The organism is Modestobacter altitudinis (assembly GCF_005930475.1).
GTDB lineage: Bacteria > Actinomycetota > Actinomycetes > Mycobacteriales > Geodermatophilaceae > Modestobacter > Modestobacter altitudinis.
Genome location: NZ_SJEW01000006.1, coordinates 1 through 15,543, shown reverse-complemented (window position 1 = coordinate 15,543; position 15,543 = coordinate 1). Strand labels below are relative to the sequence as shown.

At 72.7% G+C, this 15,543-nt stretch carries 19 protein-coding genes; 4 read left to right on the top strand and 15 right to left on the bottom strand.

Annotation, left to right across the window (positions count from 1 at the left end; all coding sequences use genetic code 11):
• Positions 1–5: 5 nt before the first annotated feature.
• The 7 genes from FHL79_RS03945 to FHL79_RS03915 all read right to left on the bottom strand — a co-directional run bounded on the left by FHL79_RS03945 (position 6) and on the right by FHL79_RS03915 (position 7,360).
• Positions 6–881: an ABC transporter permease gene (locus tag FHL79_RS03945; RefSeq protein ID WP_138757323.1), complete on the bottom strand. Its 876-nt coding sequence runs from the start codon at positions 879–881 to the stop codon at positions 6–8.
• A complete protein-coding gene (locus tag FHL79_RS03940) occupies positions 881–1,681 on the bottom strand; it encodes an ABC transporter permease (protein WP_138757322.1) in 801 nt (266 codons plus the stop codon). The genes FHL79_RS03945 and FHL79_RS03940 overlap by 1 nt, the downstream gene beginning before the upstream one ends.
• A gap of 5 nt (positions 1,682–1,686) precedes the next feature.
• Positions 1,687–2,508: an ABC transporter ATP-binding protein gene (locus FHL79_RS03935; RefSeq protein WP_218938314.1), complete on the bottom strand. Its 822-nt coding sequence runs from the start codon at positions 2,506–2,508 to the stop codon at positions 1,687–1,689.
• Between the two features lie 11 nt (positions 2,509–2,519).
• Positions 2,520–3,596 carry an ABC transporter substrate-binding protein gene (locus FHL79_RS03930; protein WP_138757321.1) on the bottom strand — a complete coding sequence of 359 codons (1,077 nt, stop codon included), beginning with the start codon at positions 3,594–3,596 and terminating at the stop codon, positions 2,520–2,522.
• A 193-nt stretch (positions 3,597–3,789) separates the two neighbouring features.
• A complete protein-coding gene (locus FHL79_RS03925) occupies positions 3,790–4,812 on the bottom strand; it encodes an acetamidase/formamidase family protein (protein ID WP_138757320.1) in 1,023 nt (340 codons plus the stop codon).
• A complete protein-coding gene (locus tag FHL79_RS03920; protein ID WP_218938313.1) occupies positions 4,809–6,230 on the bottom strand; it encodes an APC family permease in 1,422 nt (473 codons plus the stop codon). The genes FHL79_RS03925 and FHL79_RS03920 overlap by 4 nt, the downstream gene beginning before the upstream one ends.
• 89 nt (positions 6,231–6,319) lie before the next feature.
• Positions 6,320–7,360, bottom strand: a complete 1,041-nt coding sequence (locus FHL79_RS03915) for an ABC transporter substrate-binding protein (RefSeq protein WP_171057999.1) — start codon at positions 7,358–7,360, stop codon at positions 6,320–6,322.
• Positions 7,361–7,382: 22 nt separating this feature from the next.
• Here FHL79_RS03915 and FHL79_RS03910 point away from each other — a divergent pair, with 22 nt between their 5' ends.
• The gene (locus tag FHL79_RS03910) at positions 7,383–7,829 is read left to right on the top strand and encodes a MarR family winged helix-turn-helix transcriptional regulator (protein WP_138757318.1); all 447 of its coding nucleotides are present in this window, start codon (positions 7,383–7,385) and stop codon (positions 7,827–7,829) included.
• Between the two features lie 64 nt (positions 7,830–7,893).
• A complete protein-coding gene (locus tag FHL79_RS03905; protein WP_138757317.1) occupies positions 7,894–8,148 on the top strand; it encodes a hypothetical protein in 255 nt (84 codons plus the stop codon).
• A 10-nt stretch (positions 8,149–8,158) separates the two neighbouring features.
• Here FHL79_RS03905 and FHL79_RS03900 read toward each other — a convergent pair whose 3' ends face one another.
• The gene (locus FHL79_RS03900; RefSeq protein ID WP_138757316.1) at positions 8,159–8,368 is read right to left on the bottom strand and encodes a hypothetical protein; all 210 of its coding nucleotides are present in this window, start codon (positions 8,366–8,368) and stop codon (positions 8,159–8,161) included.
• A 177-nt stretch (positions 8,369–8,545) separates the two neighbouring features.
• Between FHL79_RS03900 and FHL79_RS03895 the strand changes: the two genes are divergently transcribed.
• The gene (locus FHL79_RS03895) at positions 8,546–9,376 is read left to right on the top strand and encodes a helix-turn-helix transcriptional regulator (RefSeq protein WP_138757315.1); all 831 of its coding nucleotides are present in this window, start codon (positions 8,546–8,548) and stop codon (positions 9,374–9,376) included.
• Here FHL79_RS03895 and FHL79_RS03890 read toward each other — a convergent pair.
• The 3 genes from FHL79_RS03890 to FHL79_RS03880 form a co-directional block, all read right to left on the bottom strand.
• The gene (locus tag FHL79_RS03890) at positions 9,315–10,538 is read right to left on the bottom strand and encodes an acyl-CoA dehydrogenase family protein (RefSeq protein WP_138757314.1); all 1,224 of its coding nucleotides are present in this window, start codon (positions 10,536–10,538) and stop codon (positions 9,315–9,317) included. The two genes, FHL79_RS03895 and FHL79_RS03890, sit on opposite strands and share 62 nt — an antisense overlap.
• Before the next feature lie 41 nt (positions 10,539–10,579).
• Positions 10,580–11,089, bottom strand: a complete 510-nt coding sequence (locus tag FHL79_RS03885) for a mycothiol transferase (protein ID WP_138757313.1) — start codon at positions 11,087–11,089, stop codon at positions 10,580–10,582.
• Positions 11,090–11,296: 207 nt separating this feature from the next.
• A complete protein-coding gene (locus tag FHL79_RS03880; RefSeq protein WP_246080332.1) occupies positions 11,297–12,469 on the bottom strand; it encodes a serine/threonine-protein kinase in 1,173 nt (390 codons plus the stop codon).
• Positions 12,470–12,588: 119 nt separating this feature from the next.
• Here FHL79_RS03880 and FHL79_RS03875 point away from each other — a divergent pair, with 119 nt between their 5' ends.
• Positions 12,589–13,620 carry an ion channel gene (locus tag FHL79_RS03875; protein ID WP_138757312.1) on the top strand — a complete coding sequence of 344 codons (1,032 nt, stop codon included), beginning with the start codon at positions 12,589–12,591 and terminating at the stop codon, positions 13,618–13,620.
• Here FHL79_RS03875 and FHL79_RS03870 read toward each other — a convergent pair.
• The 4 genes from FHL79_RS03870 to FHL79_RS24945 form a co-directional block, all read right to left on the bottom strand.
• Positions 13,569–14,090 carry a GAF domain-containing protein gene (locus FHL79_RS03870; protein WP_138757311.1) on the bottom strand — a complete coding sequence of 174 codons (522 nt, stop codon included), beginning with the start codon at positions 14,088–14,090 and terminating at the stop codon, positions 13,569–13,571. The genes FHL79_RS03875 and FHL79_RS03870 overlap by 52 nt on opposite strands.
• Before the next feature lie 155 nt (positions 14,091–14,245).
• On the bottom strand, positions 14,246–14,626 hold the full coding sequence (locus FHL79_RS03865) for a hypothetical protein (RefSeq protein WP_138757310.1): 381 nt from the start codon (positions 14,624–14,626) through the stop codon (positions 14,246–14,248).
• A gap of 29 nt (positions 14,627–14,655) precedes the next feature.
• Positions 14,656–15,132, bottom strand: a complete 477-nt coding sequence (locus tag FHL79_RS03860) for a DUF2505 domain-containing protein (RefSeq protein ID WP_171057998.1) — start codon at positions 15,130–15,132, stop codon at positions 14,656–14,658.
• Between the two features lie 89 nt (positions 15,133–15,221).
• Positions 15,222–15,543: VldE C-terminal domain-containing protein (locus FHL79_RS24945; protein ID WP_500684519.1), on the bottom strand; the 322-nt coding region annotated here is incomplete at its 5' end.

Here is a 15,543-nt window from a genome sequence, read left to right as displayed (position 1 = left end):
GCGGGTCAGCTGCCCTGCCGCGGCGTCATCCCCATCCGACTGAGCACGATGCTCTCGATCACCTGGACGACGTTGTAGAGCACCAGCGACACCGTGGTCACCACGACCACCGCCGACCAGACCAGCGAGAACTGCACCTGGGAGTAGGCGGTCTGGATGGTCGAGCCGATGCCGTCGCCGGTGGCCAGCCACTCGACGAGCAGCGCACCGGTCAGCGCGCCGGGTACCGAGATCCGCACGGCGGCGAAGAACGACGGCGCCGAGGCCGGCAGGGCGACCTTGCGCAGCGTCGTCCAGGAGCTGCCGCCGTAGACGGTGACGACGTCGAGCATCTGCGGGGACGCCGAGTGCAGGCCGAAGACGATGTTCACCAGTGCCGGGAAGAGCACCACGATCCCGGCGACCACCGCGACCGTCGTGACGTCCCGGCCGAACACCAGGATGATCAGCGGCGCCAGGGCGATCAGCGGCACGGAGCGCAGCAGCATGGCCACCGGCATCAGCGCGTGCTCCACGCCCTTGGAGAGCCGGAACGCCGTGGCGCCGAGCAGGGCGACCACCAGCCCCGCGACGAACCCGATGAAGGCGTCGACGAGGCTGATGCCGAGCTGGTCGCGCAGCAGCGCGACGTGCTCGCCGGCGTCGTCGTCGGTGACCAGGTACGCCCACACGTCGGCAGGGCCCTTGGCCACGTACGAGGAGATGCCGAACAGCTCGATGGCACCGACCCACAGGACCAGCACGACCACGAGGGTCAGCGCGAAGGTGACCAGCGACCGGCCGAGCGCGCGCAGGATCTGACGGCTGGACTCGCGCCTGATCTCCCGGCGGCGGGCGACTGCATCGGCCGCGGTCCGGGTGCTCGCCAGGGTGTCGATCATCAGTTCCGACCTCCCCTCGACCACGGCGTGACCAGCCGGGCGATCAGTCCGAAGAACGCGAAGCCGATGATCGCCACCGCACCGGAGGCGAGCGCGATGCCCCACACCCGCGGGGCGTTGAGGCCCTGCTGGGCCGCGGTCATCGCCGGGCCGATGCCCAGGTCGACCTTGCCGAAGTACTCGCCGAGGATGGCCCCGAGGAAGGCGGCCGGGACGGCGATCTGCAGCGCGTTGAGGATGCCGGGCAGAGCCGCGACGAGACGCACCTTGCGCAGCTGGGTGAGCTTGCTGCCGCCGTAGACCGACACGACGTCCAGCGCGGCCTGGTCGGCCGCCTTGAGCCCGAGCAGTGCACCGACGACGGTGGTGAAGAAGCAGCTGAGCGCGGCCAGGAAGACCGCCGTCCCGGACGGGTCACCGGAGTCCGGGGCCCCGGCGATGATGAGCACGAGCGGCCCGATCGCCACGATCGGGATGCAGTAGCTGATGGTGGCGACCTGCATGACCAGGCCCTCGCTGCGCGGGACGAGCAGCACGACGGCGGCCAGCAGCAGGGCCAGCGCGTTGCCCCACAGGAAGCCGCGGGCCGCCTCGTCGAGGGTGATGCCGAAGTTCCGCCGGTAGAACGACCACCCGTCGGTCGCCCACTGGCGCACCACGTCCGGCGGCGCAGGGATCGCATCGGCGTTCCCGGCGCCCACCCCGGAGAAGACGGTGACGGCCAGGACCCACCACAGGACGACGAGCAGCAGGGTGCCCAGGACGCCGATCGCCCAGGAGGGCAGTCGCAGACGGGTCATCGCGGTCAGTCGTCTGCTGCGGCGCCGTCGGCGCCGAAGAGCAGCTCGGAGGCCTGGTCCACGTAGGCGTGGAACTCCGGCGTCCGCTGCATCTCCGGGGTGCGGGGGCGGGGCAGGTCGATGTCGATGACCTCCTTGATCCGGCCGGGCCGCGGGCTCATCACCGCGACCTGGTCGGACAGGAAGATCGCCTCGGTGATCCCGTGGGTGACCATCAGCGTGGTCGCCGGCTTCTCCGTCCAGATCCGCAGCAGCTCGAGGTTCAGCTTCTGCCGGGTCATGTCGTCCAGGGCGCCGAAGGGCTCGTCGAGCAGCAGCACCGAGGGCTTGAGGATGAGCGAGCGGGCGATCGAGACCCGCTGCCGCATGCCGCCGGACAGCTGGGCGGGCTTGGCGTCCTCGAAGCCCTCGAGGCCGACCAGCGCGATCATCTCGCGCACGTAGCCCTCGTCGACTCGTCGCCCGGCCACCTCGAAGGGCAGCCGGATGTTGGACAGGACGCTGCGCCAGGGCAGCAACGCGGAGTCCTGGAACGCGATGCCCAGCTCTCCTCCCCGCCGCAGCTCCTGCGGGCTCTTGCCGTCGACCTTCATCGAGCCGCTGGTGGGCTCGTCGAGGCCGGCGAGGATGCGCAGGATCGTCGACTTGCCGCAGCCGGAGGGGCCGAGCAGGGACAGGAACGTCCCCTGGGTGGTGTGCAGGTCGGCGTCCTGCAGGGCGGTCACCGACCGGCTGCGCATGCTGAAGACCTTGGTCAGTCCGGAGATCTGCACGCCGGTGCCCAGGGCGCTGCCCTGGGCACCGGCGGTGCTGGTGAGCTCGGTCAAGGAGAGCGACCTCAGCCGGCGTAGTCGAGGAGGTCGGGGTTCTCCTCGTAGACCTCGTCGAGCAGGGAGAGGTCGAACAGGTCCTCGGCGGAGACGTCGATGCCGGCTCCGGAGAGGGACTCGAGCGTCTCGCTCTGCAGCTCGTCGGAGATGGTGAACAGGCCGTTCGCCTCGGTGTCGCTGGAGGTGATGAGCTCGTCGTTGGCGATCTGCGCGGACTTCAGCTCGTTCTCCCGCACCAACCCGAGGTCCGAGCCGTAGTCGGCCAGGTCGACGTCGACGGCAGCGGCCGGGTCCTTGATCGCGTCGGTCCAGCCCTTGATCTCGGCGACCAGGAAGTCCTTGAGCATCTCCCGGTCCTCAGCGATCGTCTGGTCGGTGGCGGTGAACGTCTCGGCCACGAACGGGAGGCCGTTGTCGGCGAAGGGCAGGTTGGTGACCGGCTTGCCCTTCGCCGCGACGGTGATCGACTCGTTGGTCAGGTAGGCGACGAAGCCGTCGACCTCGCCGTTGACCAGCACCGAGGGGTCGTACTGGACCGGGACGATGGTCAGCTGGCTCTCGTCGATCCCGTTGGCGGCCAGCAGCGCCTTGAACAGGCTGGTGTTCGAGTCCTGGACGCCGATCTTCTTGCCCACCATGTCCTGCGGCGTCGCGATGTTGCCCCCGTCGGCCAGCGACAGGATGGTGAACGGGTTCTTCTGGTAGGTCGTGCCGAAGATCTTCACCGGCGCGTCCTCGTTGGCGACCGCGGTGCCGATCGAGACCGCGTCGCTGAGCGCGACCTGGGCGGAGCCCTGCACGAGTTCCGCCACACCGGTGGAGGGGCCGGCGACCAGGTTGACCGAGGAGAACCCCGCGTCGGTGTAGTAGCCGTTGCTGTCGGCCATGTACTCGCCGGCGAACTCCGCGTTCTTGATCCAGGACAGCTGCACGCTCAGCTCGCCGTGGCCGTCCCCGCCGCCGCCGGAGGAGCTCGCGTCGGCGTCGTCGCTCCCGCAGGCCGCGAGCGCGAGGGCGAGGCCGGCGGCGGTGGCCGCGGCGGCGGTGCGCCGCAGGTGGTTCCGGCCAGGGGAGGTGCGGCTCATGGGGGTCCTCGCTCGACGTCGTCTCGGGTGGCACCAGGACCCGCCGCAGGTCGCCGGCGGGGTGCGGGGAGAACTCCAACCGACGCAGATTTCGGTTGAGCGGGGATTGTGTTTCGGCGTCGTGAAGGGCGGCGGGAGAAGGTCACAGTCCCGACGAGGTCCCGGGCCCGCCGTGGCGGGCCCGGGACCCGGGTCAGCGCTGGGCGAGGTAGGCGGCGGCCGTGTCGCGGAGCCGGGCGTGGACGCCGTCGAACGCGGCCGCGCCGGGCAGGTACCGCTTCGCCAGCTTGGCCACCATCGTGTAGTTGGTGTCCACGACGTTCCCGGCCGGGGCCAGCCCGGCCTGGCTGACCAGCTGGTAGGCGTCCAGGGTGTCCCAGCCGGTCAGCTCCGCGGCCCAGCCGACCAGGTCGCGCTGGCTGACCCGGTAGGCGTCCTCCAGCGGGCGCACCGAGCCGGTGGACATGAGGAACTCGTCGCTCTCCAGCCGGGGCCACGCCGGGGCGCCGCCCTTGACCAGGTCGACGACGACGACCGTGCGCATGGCGGCCTCGACCGCCGTCCCGCAGACCTCGCCCTCGCCCTGTCGGCAGTGCCCGTCACCGAGCGACAGCTGCGCGCCGGGCACGTTGACCCCGAGGTAGACCGTCGTCCCGGCGCGGAGCTCGGGGGTGTCCATGTTGCCGCCGTGCGCCGCCGGGGTGATCGACATGAACACCTGGCCGGCCGCCGGGGCCACCCCGAGCGTGCCGTGCATCGGGTCCAGCGGCAGCTCGACCTCGGGCCCGCCGCGGCGCGGCCGGAACAGGCAGGTGCCCCGCGCCCGGTCGACCTCGTAGACCCAGACGACCTCCTCGAGCGGGTCGTGCAGCATCGCCGTCTCGTGCGTGGCGGTCAGCGCACCGAAGTGCGGGAAGGTGGTGGACACCGCCCAGTCCCGGGCCGGTGCGATGTCGACGACGTGGACCGCCAGGGTGTCGCCGGGCTCGGCGCCCTCGACGTGCACCGGCCCGGTCACCGGGTTGAGGTAGGGGAACTCGCAGACCTGGCTGGGCAGGTCCTCGACCGAGCGCACCCGGCCGCCGAAGCAGTCCTCGGTGGTCAGCTCGACGACCGTGCCGGGCTGCACGCGCAGCAGCGGTTCGCCGCCGCCGAAGACGTAGCGGAGCTGGTCCGGTGTCGGGTCGAGTGAGACCACCTCCAGCTGGGCCGTCACTTGGCCTCCTCGGCCAGCACGGGCTTGCGGCCGGTGACCAGCAGGAAGACGAGCAGCACCGCGCCGATGCCGAACCACACGAACCCGAGCTCCTGGGCGGCGACCTTCGCGTTGTAGATGACGTAGGCCAGGATCGCGAAGCCGATGACGGGCACGATCAGGTGCCGCCACCAGTCCCGGCTCTTCTGCCGGACCACGTAGTGCACGACGACCGCGACGTGCAGCAGCAGGAACGCCGACAGGGCGCCGAAGTTGACCAGCGTGGACAGCAGCGAGATGCCGTCGTCCCGGCTGTTCATGTACAGGCCGAGCACCAGGCTGACGGCGGCCACCAGCAGCGTGGCGTTGATCGGCACCCGGCGGGTGGGGTGCACCTTGGCCAGGAACGACGGCAGCTGCCGGTCACGGGCCATGGCGAACAGCAGCCGGGAGGTGGCGGCCTGGGCGACCAGCGAGTTGGCGAAGCCCCACGCGATCGCGGTGGCCACCGCGGTGACCACGTACAGCCAGTGCCCGCTGGCGGCCTCGGCGGCGTCGTAGAACGCGGTGCCCCCGGCGTCGCCCTCGGCGATCAGGGCGTCCGGTGCGGGCACCAGCAGCGCCGCGATCCAGGTCTGCACGATGAACAAGGTCCCGGCCAGCGCCAGCGCGGCGATCATCGACTTGCCGATCGACCGGGCGGAGTCGCGGTTCTCCTCGGCCAGCGTCGAGATGCCGTCGAAGCCGAGGAAGCTCAGCACCGCGATGGAGACGGCGCCGAAGACCAGGCTGAAGGAGAACGTGTCGCTGTTGTAGACCGGGGTCAGCGCGTCCAGGCCGTTGCCCTCGCCGCGGGCGAGTGCGACGACGCCGATGACGAGGAACACCGCCAGCACGATCAGCTCGCCGATCAGCATCAGCTTGTTGATCCGCGCGGTGAACTCGATGCCCAGGTAGTTGACGACGGTGTTGAGCACGACGAAGCCGACCAGCCACACCCACACCGGGATGCTGCTGACGATGGCGTTCATGGCGACGCCGGCGATCAGGTACAGCAGACCGGGCACCAGCACGTAGTCCAGCAGGATCATCCAGCCGGCGATGAACCCGACCGGCTGCGCGATGCCGCGGCCGGCGTAGGTGTACACCGAACCGGCCATCGGAAAGGCCCGGGACATCTGCGAGTACGAGGCGGCGGTGAACGCCATGGCCAGACCGCCGACGGCGTAAGCCAGCGCGATCATGCCGCCGGAGGCCTGGAAGACGCTGCCGAAGATGCCGAACGGCGCGATCGGGACCATGAACACCAGGCCGTAGACCAGCAGGTCGGTGAAGCTCAGCGAGCGCTTCAGCTCCTGGTGGTACCCGAACGCCTCGACGCTCGGGGTGTCCCCGCCGGGGCTGACGGCCGGTGGCCGGGTGGTGCGGGGGTCGGTCACGAGGACTCCTCTCTCCTGCCGGCCCTCGGCCGGACGGGGTGGAGAGTAGGACGGATTTGTTTCCAGGTGGAAACTCGTTCGTCCGGCGGTCAGCCGGCGGCCACCTCGGTGAAGGACAGCCCGTCCGCGCGCGCGAGCCGCGGCGGTGGGGGAGCGGGCGGCGGCGCACCGCCGGCCGACAGCAGCGCGCAGGCCAGCCGGACGCCGTCGTAGAGCCCTCGGGCGTAGGCGCAGACGACCGGGGCGTCGGCTCCGACCCGGCGGGCGTGCCGTTCCTGCAGCGCCAGCTGCCCCTCGTCGGCGGACGTCGGGGAGGCGACGAAGGACGGCATCGTGGCGTACAGCTCCCCGGTGGCGTCCCCGCCCAGCGCGTAGAGCCCGTTCTCCTCCAGCGCACCGGACAGCCGCACCACCCGGCGGTCCAGGCCGGCGCGGGCGAACTCCCGGTGGAACAGCACGAGGTCCCGGCCCACCAGGCTGAGCAGGACGGCGTCCGCGCGGCTGCGGACGACGAGGTCCAGCAGCGGGCCGGGGTCCCCGGGACCGAAGGGCACCAGCGCCTCGCCGACGACCTGGGCGCCCAGTCCGGTCAGCGTCGTGCGGGCGGCCCGGTGCACCGCGCGCGGCCAGACGTAGTCGGTGCCCAGCAGCACCCAGCGGGTGGCCCGGCGGCGGGTGACCAGCCAGGCCAGCGCGGCGGCGTGCTGGGCGTGCGGGCCCAAGCCGGTCCGCCGCACGCCGGGCAGACTGCGCCCGCCCTCGTGCGGCGGGGTGAACACGTAGGTGCCCCGGCCGGCCCAGGCCCGGGCGAGCGAGCGGTGCACGTCGCTGGTGTGGAAGCCGACGAGGCTGTCGAAGATCCCGGCCTCGCGCAGCGCGAGCGCCTCGGCGGCGACGACGTCCGGCGCGCGACCGGAGTCCACCGGCACCAGCTCGACCCGCCGTCCGGACACCTCACCGGCCTCGGTGCACTCCTCGGCGGCCAGCGCGGCGAGGTCCAGCGCCGAGGGCGCGGTCAGCGCGAGCGGCCCGGACAGCGGCACGGCCAGGCCGATCCGGACGGCGTCGGGTGCGGGACCGGAGACGAGGACGTCCCAGGGGTCCCGCAGCGGAGCCGGGTCGCCGCGCACGCGGTTCAGTATCGTCAGCCGCATGCCGGGGCGAGAGGTCGACACCGTCGTCGCTCCCCGCGCGGACCTCGTCGAGCTGCTCACCGCCACCTCCCGGCGGGTCTCCCGCCTGGTGGGCCAGGCGCTCGCCGAGGACGGCGGCACGCTGGACGGTTACCGCGTGCTCCGGCTGCTGGCGGCCGGGCCGGGGCGCACGATGGGCCAGCTGGTCGCCACGCTGCACCTGCCGGGACCCACCGCCACCCGGGTGGTCGACGGCCTCGTGGACGCCGCCCTCGCCTACCGGCTGCCCGACCCCGCCGACCGGCGCCGGGTGGTCGTTCACGCCTCGGCGCTCGGGCGCACCCGGCTGGCGCGGTGGGAGGGGCTGGTCGCGGCCCAGCAGGCGGCGCTGGCCCGGTCGCTGGGCGAGCACCGGGTGACCTCGCTGGTCACGGCCCTCCGCGAGCTGGTCGACGCGCAGGACTGACCGGCCCGGTCCGTGGCGGCCAGGAGAGGGTTGGGCCGGTGTGTTGTGGGGCACACAACTCACCGTGAGTGAGTTCGCCGTCGGTTTCTCCCGCCCCGACCGTCGACCCTGGGCCCAGCCGGCCGACCAGGCCATGTCGTGGCACGCGGTCGAGGCGCACCGCCCGGCTGACGAGCTCGACGGCGAGGTGGAGCTGGCCGTCTGCGGCGCGATCGTGCAGATCTGGGGCACCCAGAGCTGGGACCGGGTGGGCACGGGGCGCTCCGCCTGCGCGGAGTGCCGGCAGCGCACCGCCGCGGCCCTCCGGCACGCCGGCTGACCTCCCGGCGTCAGCAGGCGGCACCGACCGTGGCGTTCGCGCAGGTGTCGTCGTAGGCGGGCAGGTGCGCGGGTCCCGGTACGGCCGCCGTCGTGCTCCGGGTCAGCAGGACGACGGCCACGGTGACGGCGACCGCCACCAGCACCATCGCCACGAGCAGGGCCAGCGCGCGGTGGGTGCCGGCCCAGCCGGCGCCCAGGACGTGGGTGATCGCGGACATCGAGGGTCCCTCCCGGCCGCAGGTGCGGCTCGCTGAGCGGGGTGCGTGTCCCGGTCGGGGACGACCGGCGCAGCACCAGGCTCCGCACCCGGCTGCCCGCGGGCCATACGCACTCGGGCGTATTCCGCCGGTCGCCGCACCGGCCTACCGTCGTCCCCGCCGGCCGGAGGAGGGGCCATGACGACCAGCGAGCTGCACGCCGCGGACGTCGAGGCGCTGGTCCGCGTGCTCGACGATGCGCGCGAGGACGCCGCCGGGGAGGCGATGCCCTGGGCCCTGCTGGAGGGGCTGCTCCGGCTGGTCCCCTGCGACCTGGACGTCTCCTACCAGCACCACGACCACCGGGGCCTGCGCAACCTCTGCATCCAGAGGGTCGGGGACGGCGGCCTGCACGAAGGGCCGGCTGCCCACGAAGGAGGCGGGCCGGACCACCCGTTCTGGCAGTACTGGTGGCACGGGCTGTGTTCCTGGCCCCAGCGCACCGGCGACCTGCACACCGTCATCCAGACCCGGGACTTCTTCCCGACCGAGCAGGCCCGGCTGGCCAGTCCGCTCGGCGACCTCTTGCCGGAGGTGCGCGCGGCGCTGATCGTGTCGCTGCCGGCACCACCCGGTGAGGCCCGGCGCATCTGCTTCATGCGGCACGACGACGCGGACTTCACCGAGCGGGAGCGTCAGATCGCGATGCTGCTGCGGCCGCACCTGCAGGAGATCTGGCTGGACGCCGAGCAGCGCCGAGCCGGCGTCCCCCGGCTGACCACGCGGGAGTGGGAGGTCCTGGCCCTGGCCGCCACCGGGATGCCCTACGCCGTCATCGCCGACCGGTTGTTCATCTCCGTGGGCACGGTGCGCAAGCACATGGAGCACGTGCGGGAGCGGCTGGGCGTGCACAGCGTCCTGTCCGCGGCGGCCATGGCGCTGCCGCACGCGCCGGCCCACCTGCGCGCTAGATCGACTGCTGCGGCTCCGCCGGCCGCTGCTCCGCCCGGGAGGACCGGCGGCCGGTGATCGCCGAGATGCCGGTGATCTCACGGCCGACGATGAGCGCCTGCACGTGGTCGGTGCCCTCGAAGGTGTAGATCGCCTCGATGTCGGCGTGGTGCCGGGCGATGTGGTGCTCGAGCAGGATGCCGTCGCCACCGAAGAGGTCGCGGGCGTCGGCCACGATCGCCCGGGCCTTCTTGCAGTTGTTCATCTTCGCCATCGACGCCATGGCCGCGGTCATCCGGCCCTCGTCGGCCAGCTTGGACAGCCGCCAGGACAGCAGCCGCATGCTGGTGATCTCGGCGAGCATCCGGGCCAGCTTCTCCTGCACCAGCTGGTAGCCGGCGATCGGCTGGCCGAACTGCTCCCGCTGCAGGGTGTGCTGCAGCGCCAGGTCGTAGGCGGCCTCGGCGATGCCCAGCGCGCGCCACGCGACGGTGTACCGGGTGCGGTCCAGCACCACCGAGACGTCCTTGAACGAGGAGCAGTTGGCCAGCTTGTTCTCCGCCGGCACCCGGACGTCGGTCAGCGTGATCTCGGCCTGCCACACCGCACGCAGCGCCGTCTTGCCGGTCATCCGGGTCGCGGTCCAGCCGATCGACCCCTTCGGGACGACGTAGCCACCGACGTTGCCGTCCTCACCGCGGGCCCAGATGAGCACCAGGTCGGCGATGGTGCCGTTGCCGATCCACTTCTTCGCGCCGTTGAGCACGTAGGAGTCGCCGTCCCGCCGGGCGGAGGTGGACAACGCCACGGCGTCCGACCCGTGCTCGGGCTCGGTCAGGCCGAAGGCGCCGATCTTCTCCATCCGGGCCATCTCCGGCAGCCACCGCTGGCGCTGCTCCTCGTTCCCGAGCAGCGCGATGGACTGCATGGCCAGGAAGCTGTGCACCCCGTAGAAGGTGCCCAGGCTGCCGTCGGCCCGGGCCCACTCGGCGGCGACCAGGCCCGCGGCGACGGCGCTCATGCCGGGGGAGCCGTAGCCCTCCACGGTGCCGCCGGCGATGCCCAGCTCGGCCATCTTCGGGATCAGCTGAGCGGGGAACTCGGCCCGCTCCCAGAAGTCGTTGATGATCGGGGTGACCTCGCGCTCGCAGAAGTCGCGAACGCGGTCACGCACCTCGATCTCCGCGGGCTCCAGCAGGTCCTCGAGGGCGTAGAAGTCCGCGGTAGCAGCGTTGCTCACGGATCCGAAGCTACCTGCGGGTCACCCCCGGTGCCGTGTGCTCAGCGCCGCTCGAGGGAGCCCCTCAGGAGGGCTGCCTGCCCAGCGTGCTGCAGGTCGTCGCCGATGACGCTGAGCAGCCGGACGCCGAGGGTCACCGGCGGGTCCCACCGCCGGTCGACGACGCGGTCGAGGTCGGCCGCGGTCAGCGTCCGGACGAACTCGGCGGTCCGGCGGTGCACGTCCGCGTGGTAGTCCAGGAGCAGCTGGGGGTCAGTGATCTCGGTCCGGCCGACGTCGGAGCTGGTGAAGCCGTAGCCGTGCGCGCTGGGCGGGAAGGGCAGCGCGAACCGGTCCGCCCAGCCGGCCTCGGTGTAGGCCTGCTCGACCCCGGCGACCTCGGCGACGTGGTCGTCCTGCACCCGGGTCAGGTGCCAGACGAGCCAGGCGATGGTGTTCGCGTCGGGGTCCAGTCGCACGGTGAGCAGCGCGGGGTCGATCCCGTCGAGGGCTCCGCGGACGGACTCCTCGACGTTGTCGAAGGCGGTCAGCAGCAGGTCCCGGATCTCCATGCCGGGCCGCTACCCGTCGGCCGCACCGCGTCAACCCCGCGCCGTCGGCTCGGGTGCCCGGGTGGGGTCAGTCGGTGCCCTCGTCGTCGCTGGCCGCCTCGAGCTCCTCGACCTGCTCGGGGGTGGCCTGCTCGAGTGCGATGTCGCGGGGCTGCGGCTCGCCGTCCGGCGGTGTCGTCATGACCCCACCCTGCCCCACCGGCCGGCTCAGGACAGGGTGATCACGCCGGTCACCAGCAGCGCCGTGGCCGCGACCAGCAGGACGACGACCAGCGCCAGCAGCACCATCGGGACGACCACCCAGCGGCGCTTGAACCGGAACCGGCGTTGCTTGGCCGCCGCCCGCCGCTCCCGCCGGGGCAGCGGTGGCTCGTGCCGGCGCTCGTTCGCCTCCTTCACCTGGTCGCGGGCGTCCCGGACGGCGGTGCCCAGCGCGGCCTTGGACGACGACGCCAGGGAGAGCAGGTCGGCGAGGTCGAAGCGCACGACGTCCCCACCGGCGGGGCTGCGGATGCCCCGCCGCGGGCGGGCCCGACCCGACGTCCGGGACCGGGGACCGGCGGCCACCGCGGCGAGCTGCTCGCGGGTCCGGGCCGCCGACGTCCGGGCGGCCGGGTCCTTGGTCAGCAGCCCGCGCAGCACCGGCTCCAGCGGGCCGGCAGCGACCATCGGTGCGGGTTGCTCGCCCACCACGGCCAGCAGGGTGGCCATCGGGGTGTCCCGGTCGAAGGGGCTGTGCCCCTCGACGGCCGCGTACAGCGTCGCGCCCAGCGACCACAGGTCGACGGCGGGGGTCGGTGGCCGGCCGTTGGCGCGCTCCGGCGCCATGTAGGCGGGGGAGCCGAGCACCGCGCCGTCGGTGGTGAGGGAGGAGTCCTCGGTGGTGGTGGCGATGCCGAAGTCGGTGAGGCAGGCGTGGCCGTCCTCGTCCACCAGCACGTTGCCCGGCTTCACGTCGCGGTGCAGGACGCCGGCGGCGTGGGCCACCTCGATGGCCGACAGCACGTCCAGGCCGATCCGGGCCACCTCGGCGGGGGAGAGCGGCCCGTCCTCCTCCAGGATGCGCTGCAGACTGCGCGACCGGACGTGCTCCATCACCAGCCACGGGCGGCCGTCCTCCTCCACGACGTCGTGGATGGCGACGACGTGCGGGTTCTCCAGCCGGGCCGCGGCGCGCGCCTCGCGGAGCGTGCGCTCCCGGAGGACGGCACGCTCGGCGTCGTCGAGGTACAGCGGGTAGCTGATCTCCTTCAGCGCGACCTCGCGCTGCAGCACGCGGTCGTTGGCCAGCCAGACGACGCCCATGCCGCCGCGGCCGAGCTCGCCGGCGATCTCGTACCGGCCGCCGACCACCCGTGCGCCTGCCTGTGGATCGATCACGGCAGTGGTCCTTCCCTGGCCCGGAGACGCGCAAGCACAGGGCCTGCGGCAGCCTCAGCATGCCCCGAGTGCGGCGCCGGGCGGTAGGTTCCCCGAGCGTCCGTCCCGGCAGGAGGCCCGTGTTCTTCTTCCTCTCCCGGCTCGCCCGGCTGGTGGGCAGCCGGTTGCACGGCTGGCGGTTGCCGCTGCTGGTCATCGTGCTCGTCTTCCTGACCAGCTGGCTGGCGATGGCCCTGGTGGAGCCGGCCGACAGCACGATCGCCGAGCCGGCGAACTACTGGTGGTACTTCGTCGTCACCGCCGCGACGGTCGGCTACGGCGACTTCTTCCCGGTGTCGGCCGCAGGTCACGTCGTCGGCACCTACGTCATCGTCGGCGGGATCGTCACGCTGACACTGCTGTTCACCCGGCTGGCCGACTACCTGCAGTCGGCTCGAGGGCGGCGCCGGAGGGGTGTGAGTGCACTGCAGTTGACCGACCACGTCGTCGTCCTGGGGTACGTGCCGGGGCGGACCGAGCGGATGCTCACCGAGCTGCACGCGGAGAACGCGACGCCGATCGCGCTGTGCGCCTGGGACGACGTCCCGGAGAACCCGGTGCCCGAGGACCCGGTCGTCTCCTTCGTCCGCGGCGACCTCGCCCACGCCGACGTCATGGACCGGGCGTGCGTCGGCCGGGCCCGGACGGTCATCGTCGACGGCCGCGACGACAACGAGACCCTGGCGATCGCGGTCGCCGTGGAGCACGCCAACCCGGGGGTGCACACCGTCGCGGCGCTGCGCGACCTGGGCCGGCGGGACAACCTGCGCTACGTCAACCCGGGGATCGCCTGCGTGCAGTGGCACATGCCCTCCCTGATCACCGAGGAGGCGCTGGACCCGGGGATCACCGAGGTCTACAGCGACCTGATGAGCAGTGGCGGCGGCGGCAACACCTACTCGGTGCGGCTGCCTGCCGGGCACGGGTTCAGCGCGTTCGGGGACTGCCAGCAGCACCTGGGGCGCACGTTCGGGGCGACCGTGCTCGCCGTCCGCACGGCCGAGGGCCTCCTGCTGAGCCCCGGCTGGGACACCCCGCTCCCGGAGGGGACGACGCTGTACTACGTCGCCCGCTCGCGCATCGCCGACGGGGGGCTGCTCGCGGCCCGGTGAGCCGACGCGTCCGCCGGGAGCATGGTGCTCAGCATCCGGGCGGTCATCTCCACCACCGGGAGGAAGCGGACCAGGGTGCGCGGCTGGGCGCGGACGGACAGGCCGCAGAGCGTGCCGAAGAGGGTGCCCTCGCGGGTGACCAGCGGGACGCCGATGTAGGCGGCGACCCGGTGCGGCAGGCCGGTCTCCAGGTCGCGGTAGGCCGGGGTCGCGGCGGTGACCGTGGCGACCCGCGGACCCTGCCCGCTGACCATGGAGTGGCAGAAGCTGCGGTCCCAGGAGATCGAGATGCCCGGCGGCAGGATCTCCGCGGGATGGGAGTGCAGCACCACCTGCAACGGCTCCAGGACCTCGGTCACCAGCCAGACGTCGAGCCCGACGGTGCGGTGGAGGAAGGCGAGCGAGGCACGAGCGGCGGACGTCCAGTCCTCGAAGGGGACGACGTCGTCCACGAGGATGGTGGTGCTCATGCGGACAGTTACGCCGGTGTCGTTCTGCTCGTCAATCACTGCGCCCGCTGTAGATCCGGTACTGCCGCGATCCAGCCCCTCCGTGGTCGGTCCGCCACCGCACGTGTTCGGAGGGTGAGACGGGTGGGGCCGGTGGGACCGGGCCGGGCGGGAGCTCATCGCCGGTCGAACCGGGTCACCCGGTCCGGCTCGGCGGTGAAGGGGTTGGCCCACTCGGACGTGGCGCCGGTGATCGGCTGGGCGTCGGTGACCACCGTGAAGGGGCTGCCCGGGTAGACGGCCAGCACGCGGGAGCTGGAGGCCAGCTCCACCGTGTGCTCGAGCAGCTCGCCACGGCGGAGCTGCTGGGTCGTCCGCCTCCCGCGCAGCTCCTCACCGACCTCCGCCCGCCACTGCGCGCCGTCGTGGGTGAAGTCGATGGCCTGCACCCGGTCGGCGGGTGCGGCGGGCTCGCAGCCGGCGAACTCGGCGAGGGCGTCGTAGAGCCGTTCCGCCTGCTCGTCGTCGCTGGCCCGGGGGACGAAGAAGGCGACCATGCCGGGATCGTCGCAGCCGGTACCGACAGTCAGCCCAGCCGGCGCCGGAGCAGCTCGTCCTCCCGGCGCAGCACCACCGCGACGAGCTCGCTGACCGCCCCCTCGGCCTGCCGCCCGATCAGCGGTGCGTCCACCTTCGCCGTCCCGGTGACGGTCGACCGGGTGCCGCCCTCGGCCGGGGTGAGCAGCCGCTCGCCGGTGACCTGGACCGTCCGGCCGAACACCTCGGCCTGCACGTCGAGCGCGCCGCGGTGCCCGGCGCCGTCCGGCGTCCAGGTGGTGCGCTCGACGACGGAGACCGACGAGCCGACGAACCGGGCGAAGACCGTGGGGATGCCCGCGGTCGGGGCGGCGAGCCGGACGGTGCTGACCGGTCCGGCCACCGTCACCTCCTCGGCCTGCCCGCCGAGGGCCGCGGCGCGGTCCCGGAGGAAGGCCTCGTCGGTGAGCAGGGCGAGCACGGCGTCCGGCGGGGCGGGGTAGGACGCGGAGAAGTCGATGGCCACGCCCCCATCCTCGCTGCCGCACGCCATTGGCGCGGCGCCGGAGGCGACCCCGGGATCCCGAGGTCGCCCCGGCGCCGGTCAGACGTGGATCAGGGGTTGAAGCTGACGTGGACGTGGTCCATGTGGTTGGCGGTGGGTGATCCGCGGTCCTCCATGGCCGTCCAACCGGAGCCGCCGATCATGAAGATCCGCTGCTTCCAGATGACGTAGTCGACCTTCATCCGGGCGGCGTTGTCGATCACGTACTGGGCGACGGCGTTGCCCTTGGCCCCGTCGCTGTAGACCATGAAGTCGGCGGCGAGCTGCTGGGTCGGGGAGTGGCCGGGTCGGGTCAGGACGGTCGAGACGCCGAACCTGGCGACGACGTCGGCGACCACCGGGCGGACGTGCGGCGCCCAGGCGCTGTAGGCG

Bases quoted from the DNA above. Each gene is read 5' to 3' on its own strand.
- FHL79_RS03945 (WP_138757323.1), bottom strand. From the start codon at position 881: ATGATCGACACCCTGGCGAGCACCCGGACCGCGGCCGATGCAGTCGCC.
- FHL79_RS03940 (WP_138757322.1), bottom strand. From the start codon at position 1,681: ATGACCCGTCTGCGACTGCCCTCCTGGGCGATCGGCGTCCTGGGCACC.
- FHL79_RS03930 (WP_138757321.1), bottom strand. From the start codon at position 3,596: ATGAGCCGCACCTCCCCTGGCCGGAACCACCTGCGGCGCACCGCCGCC.
- FHL79_RS03910 (WP_138757318.1), top strand. From the start codon at position 7,383: ATGCCGGGGCGAGAGGTCGACACCGTCGTCGCTCCCCGCGCGGACCTC.
- FHL79_RS03900 (WP_138757316.1), bottom strand. From the start codon at position 8,368: ATGTCCGCGATCACCCACGTCCTGGGCGCCGGCTGGGCCGGCACCCAC.
- FHL79_RS03895 (WP_138757315.1), top strand. From the start codon at position 8,546: ATGACGACCAGCGAGCTGCACGCCGCGGACGTCGAGGCGCTGGTCCGC.
- FHL79_RS03885 (WP_138757313.1), bottom strand. From the start codon at position 11,089: ATGGAGATCCGGGACCTGCTGCTGACCGCCTTCGACAACGTCGAGGAG.
- FHL79_RS03870 (WP_138757311.1), bottom strand. From the start codon at position 14,090: ATGAGCACCACCATCCTCGTGGACGACGTCGTCCCCTTCGAGGACTGG.
- FHL79_RS03865 (WP_138757310.1), bottom strand. From the start codon at position 14,626: ATGGTCGCCTTCTTCGTCCCCCGGGCCAGCGACGACGAGCAGGCGGAA.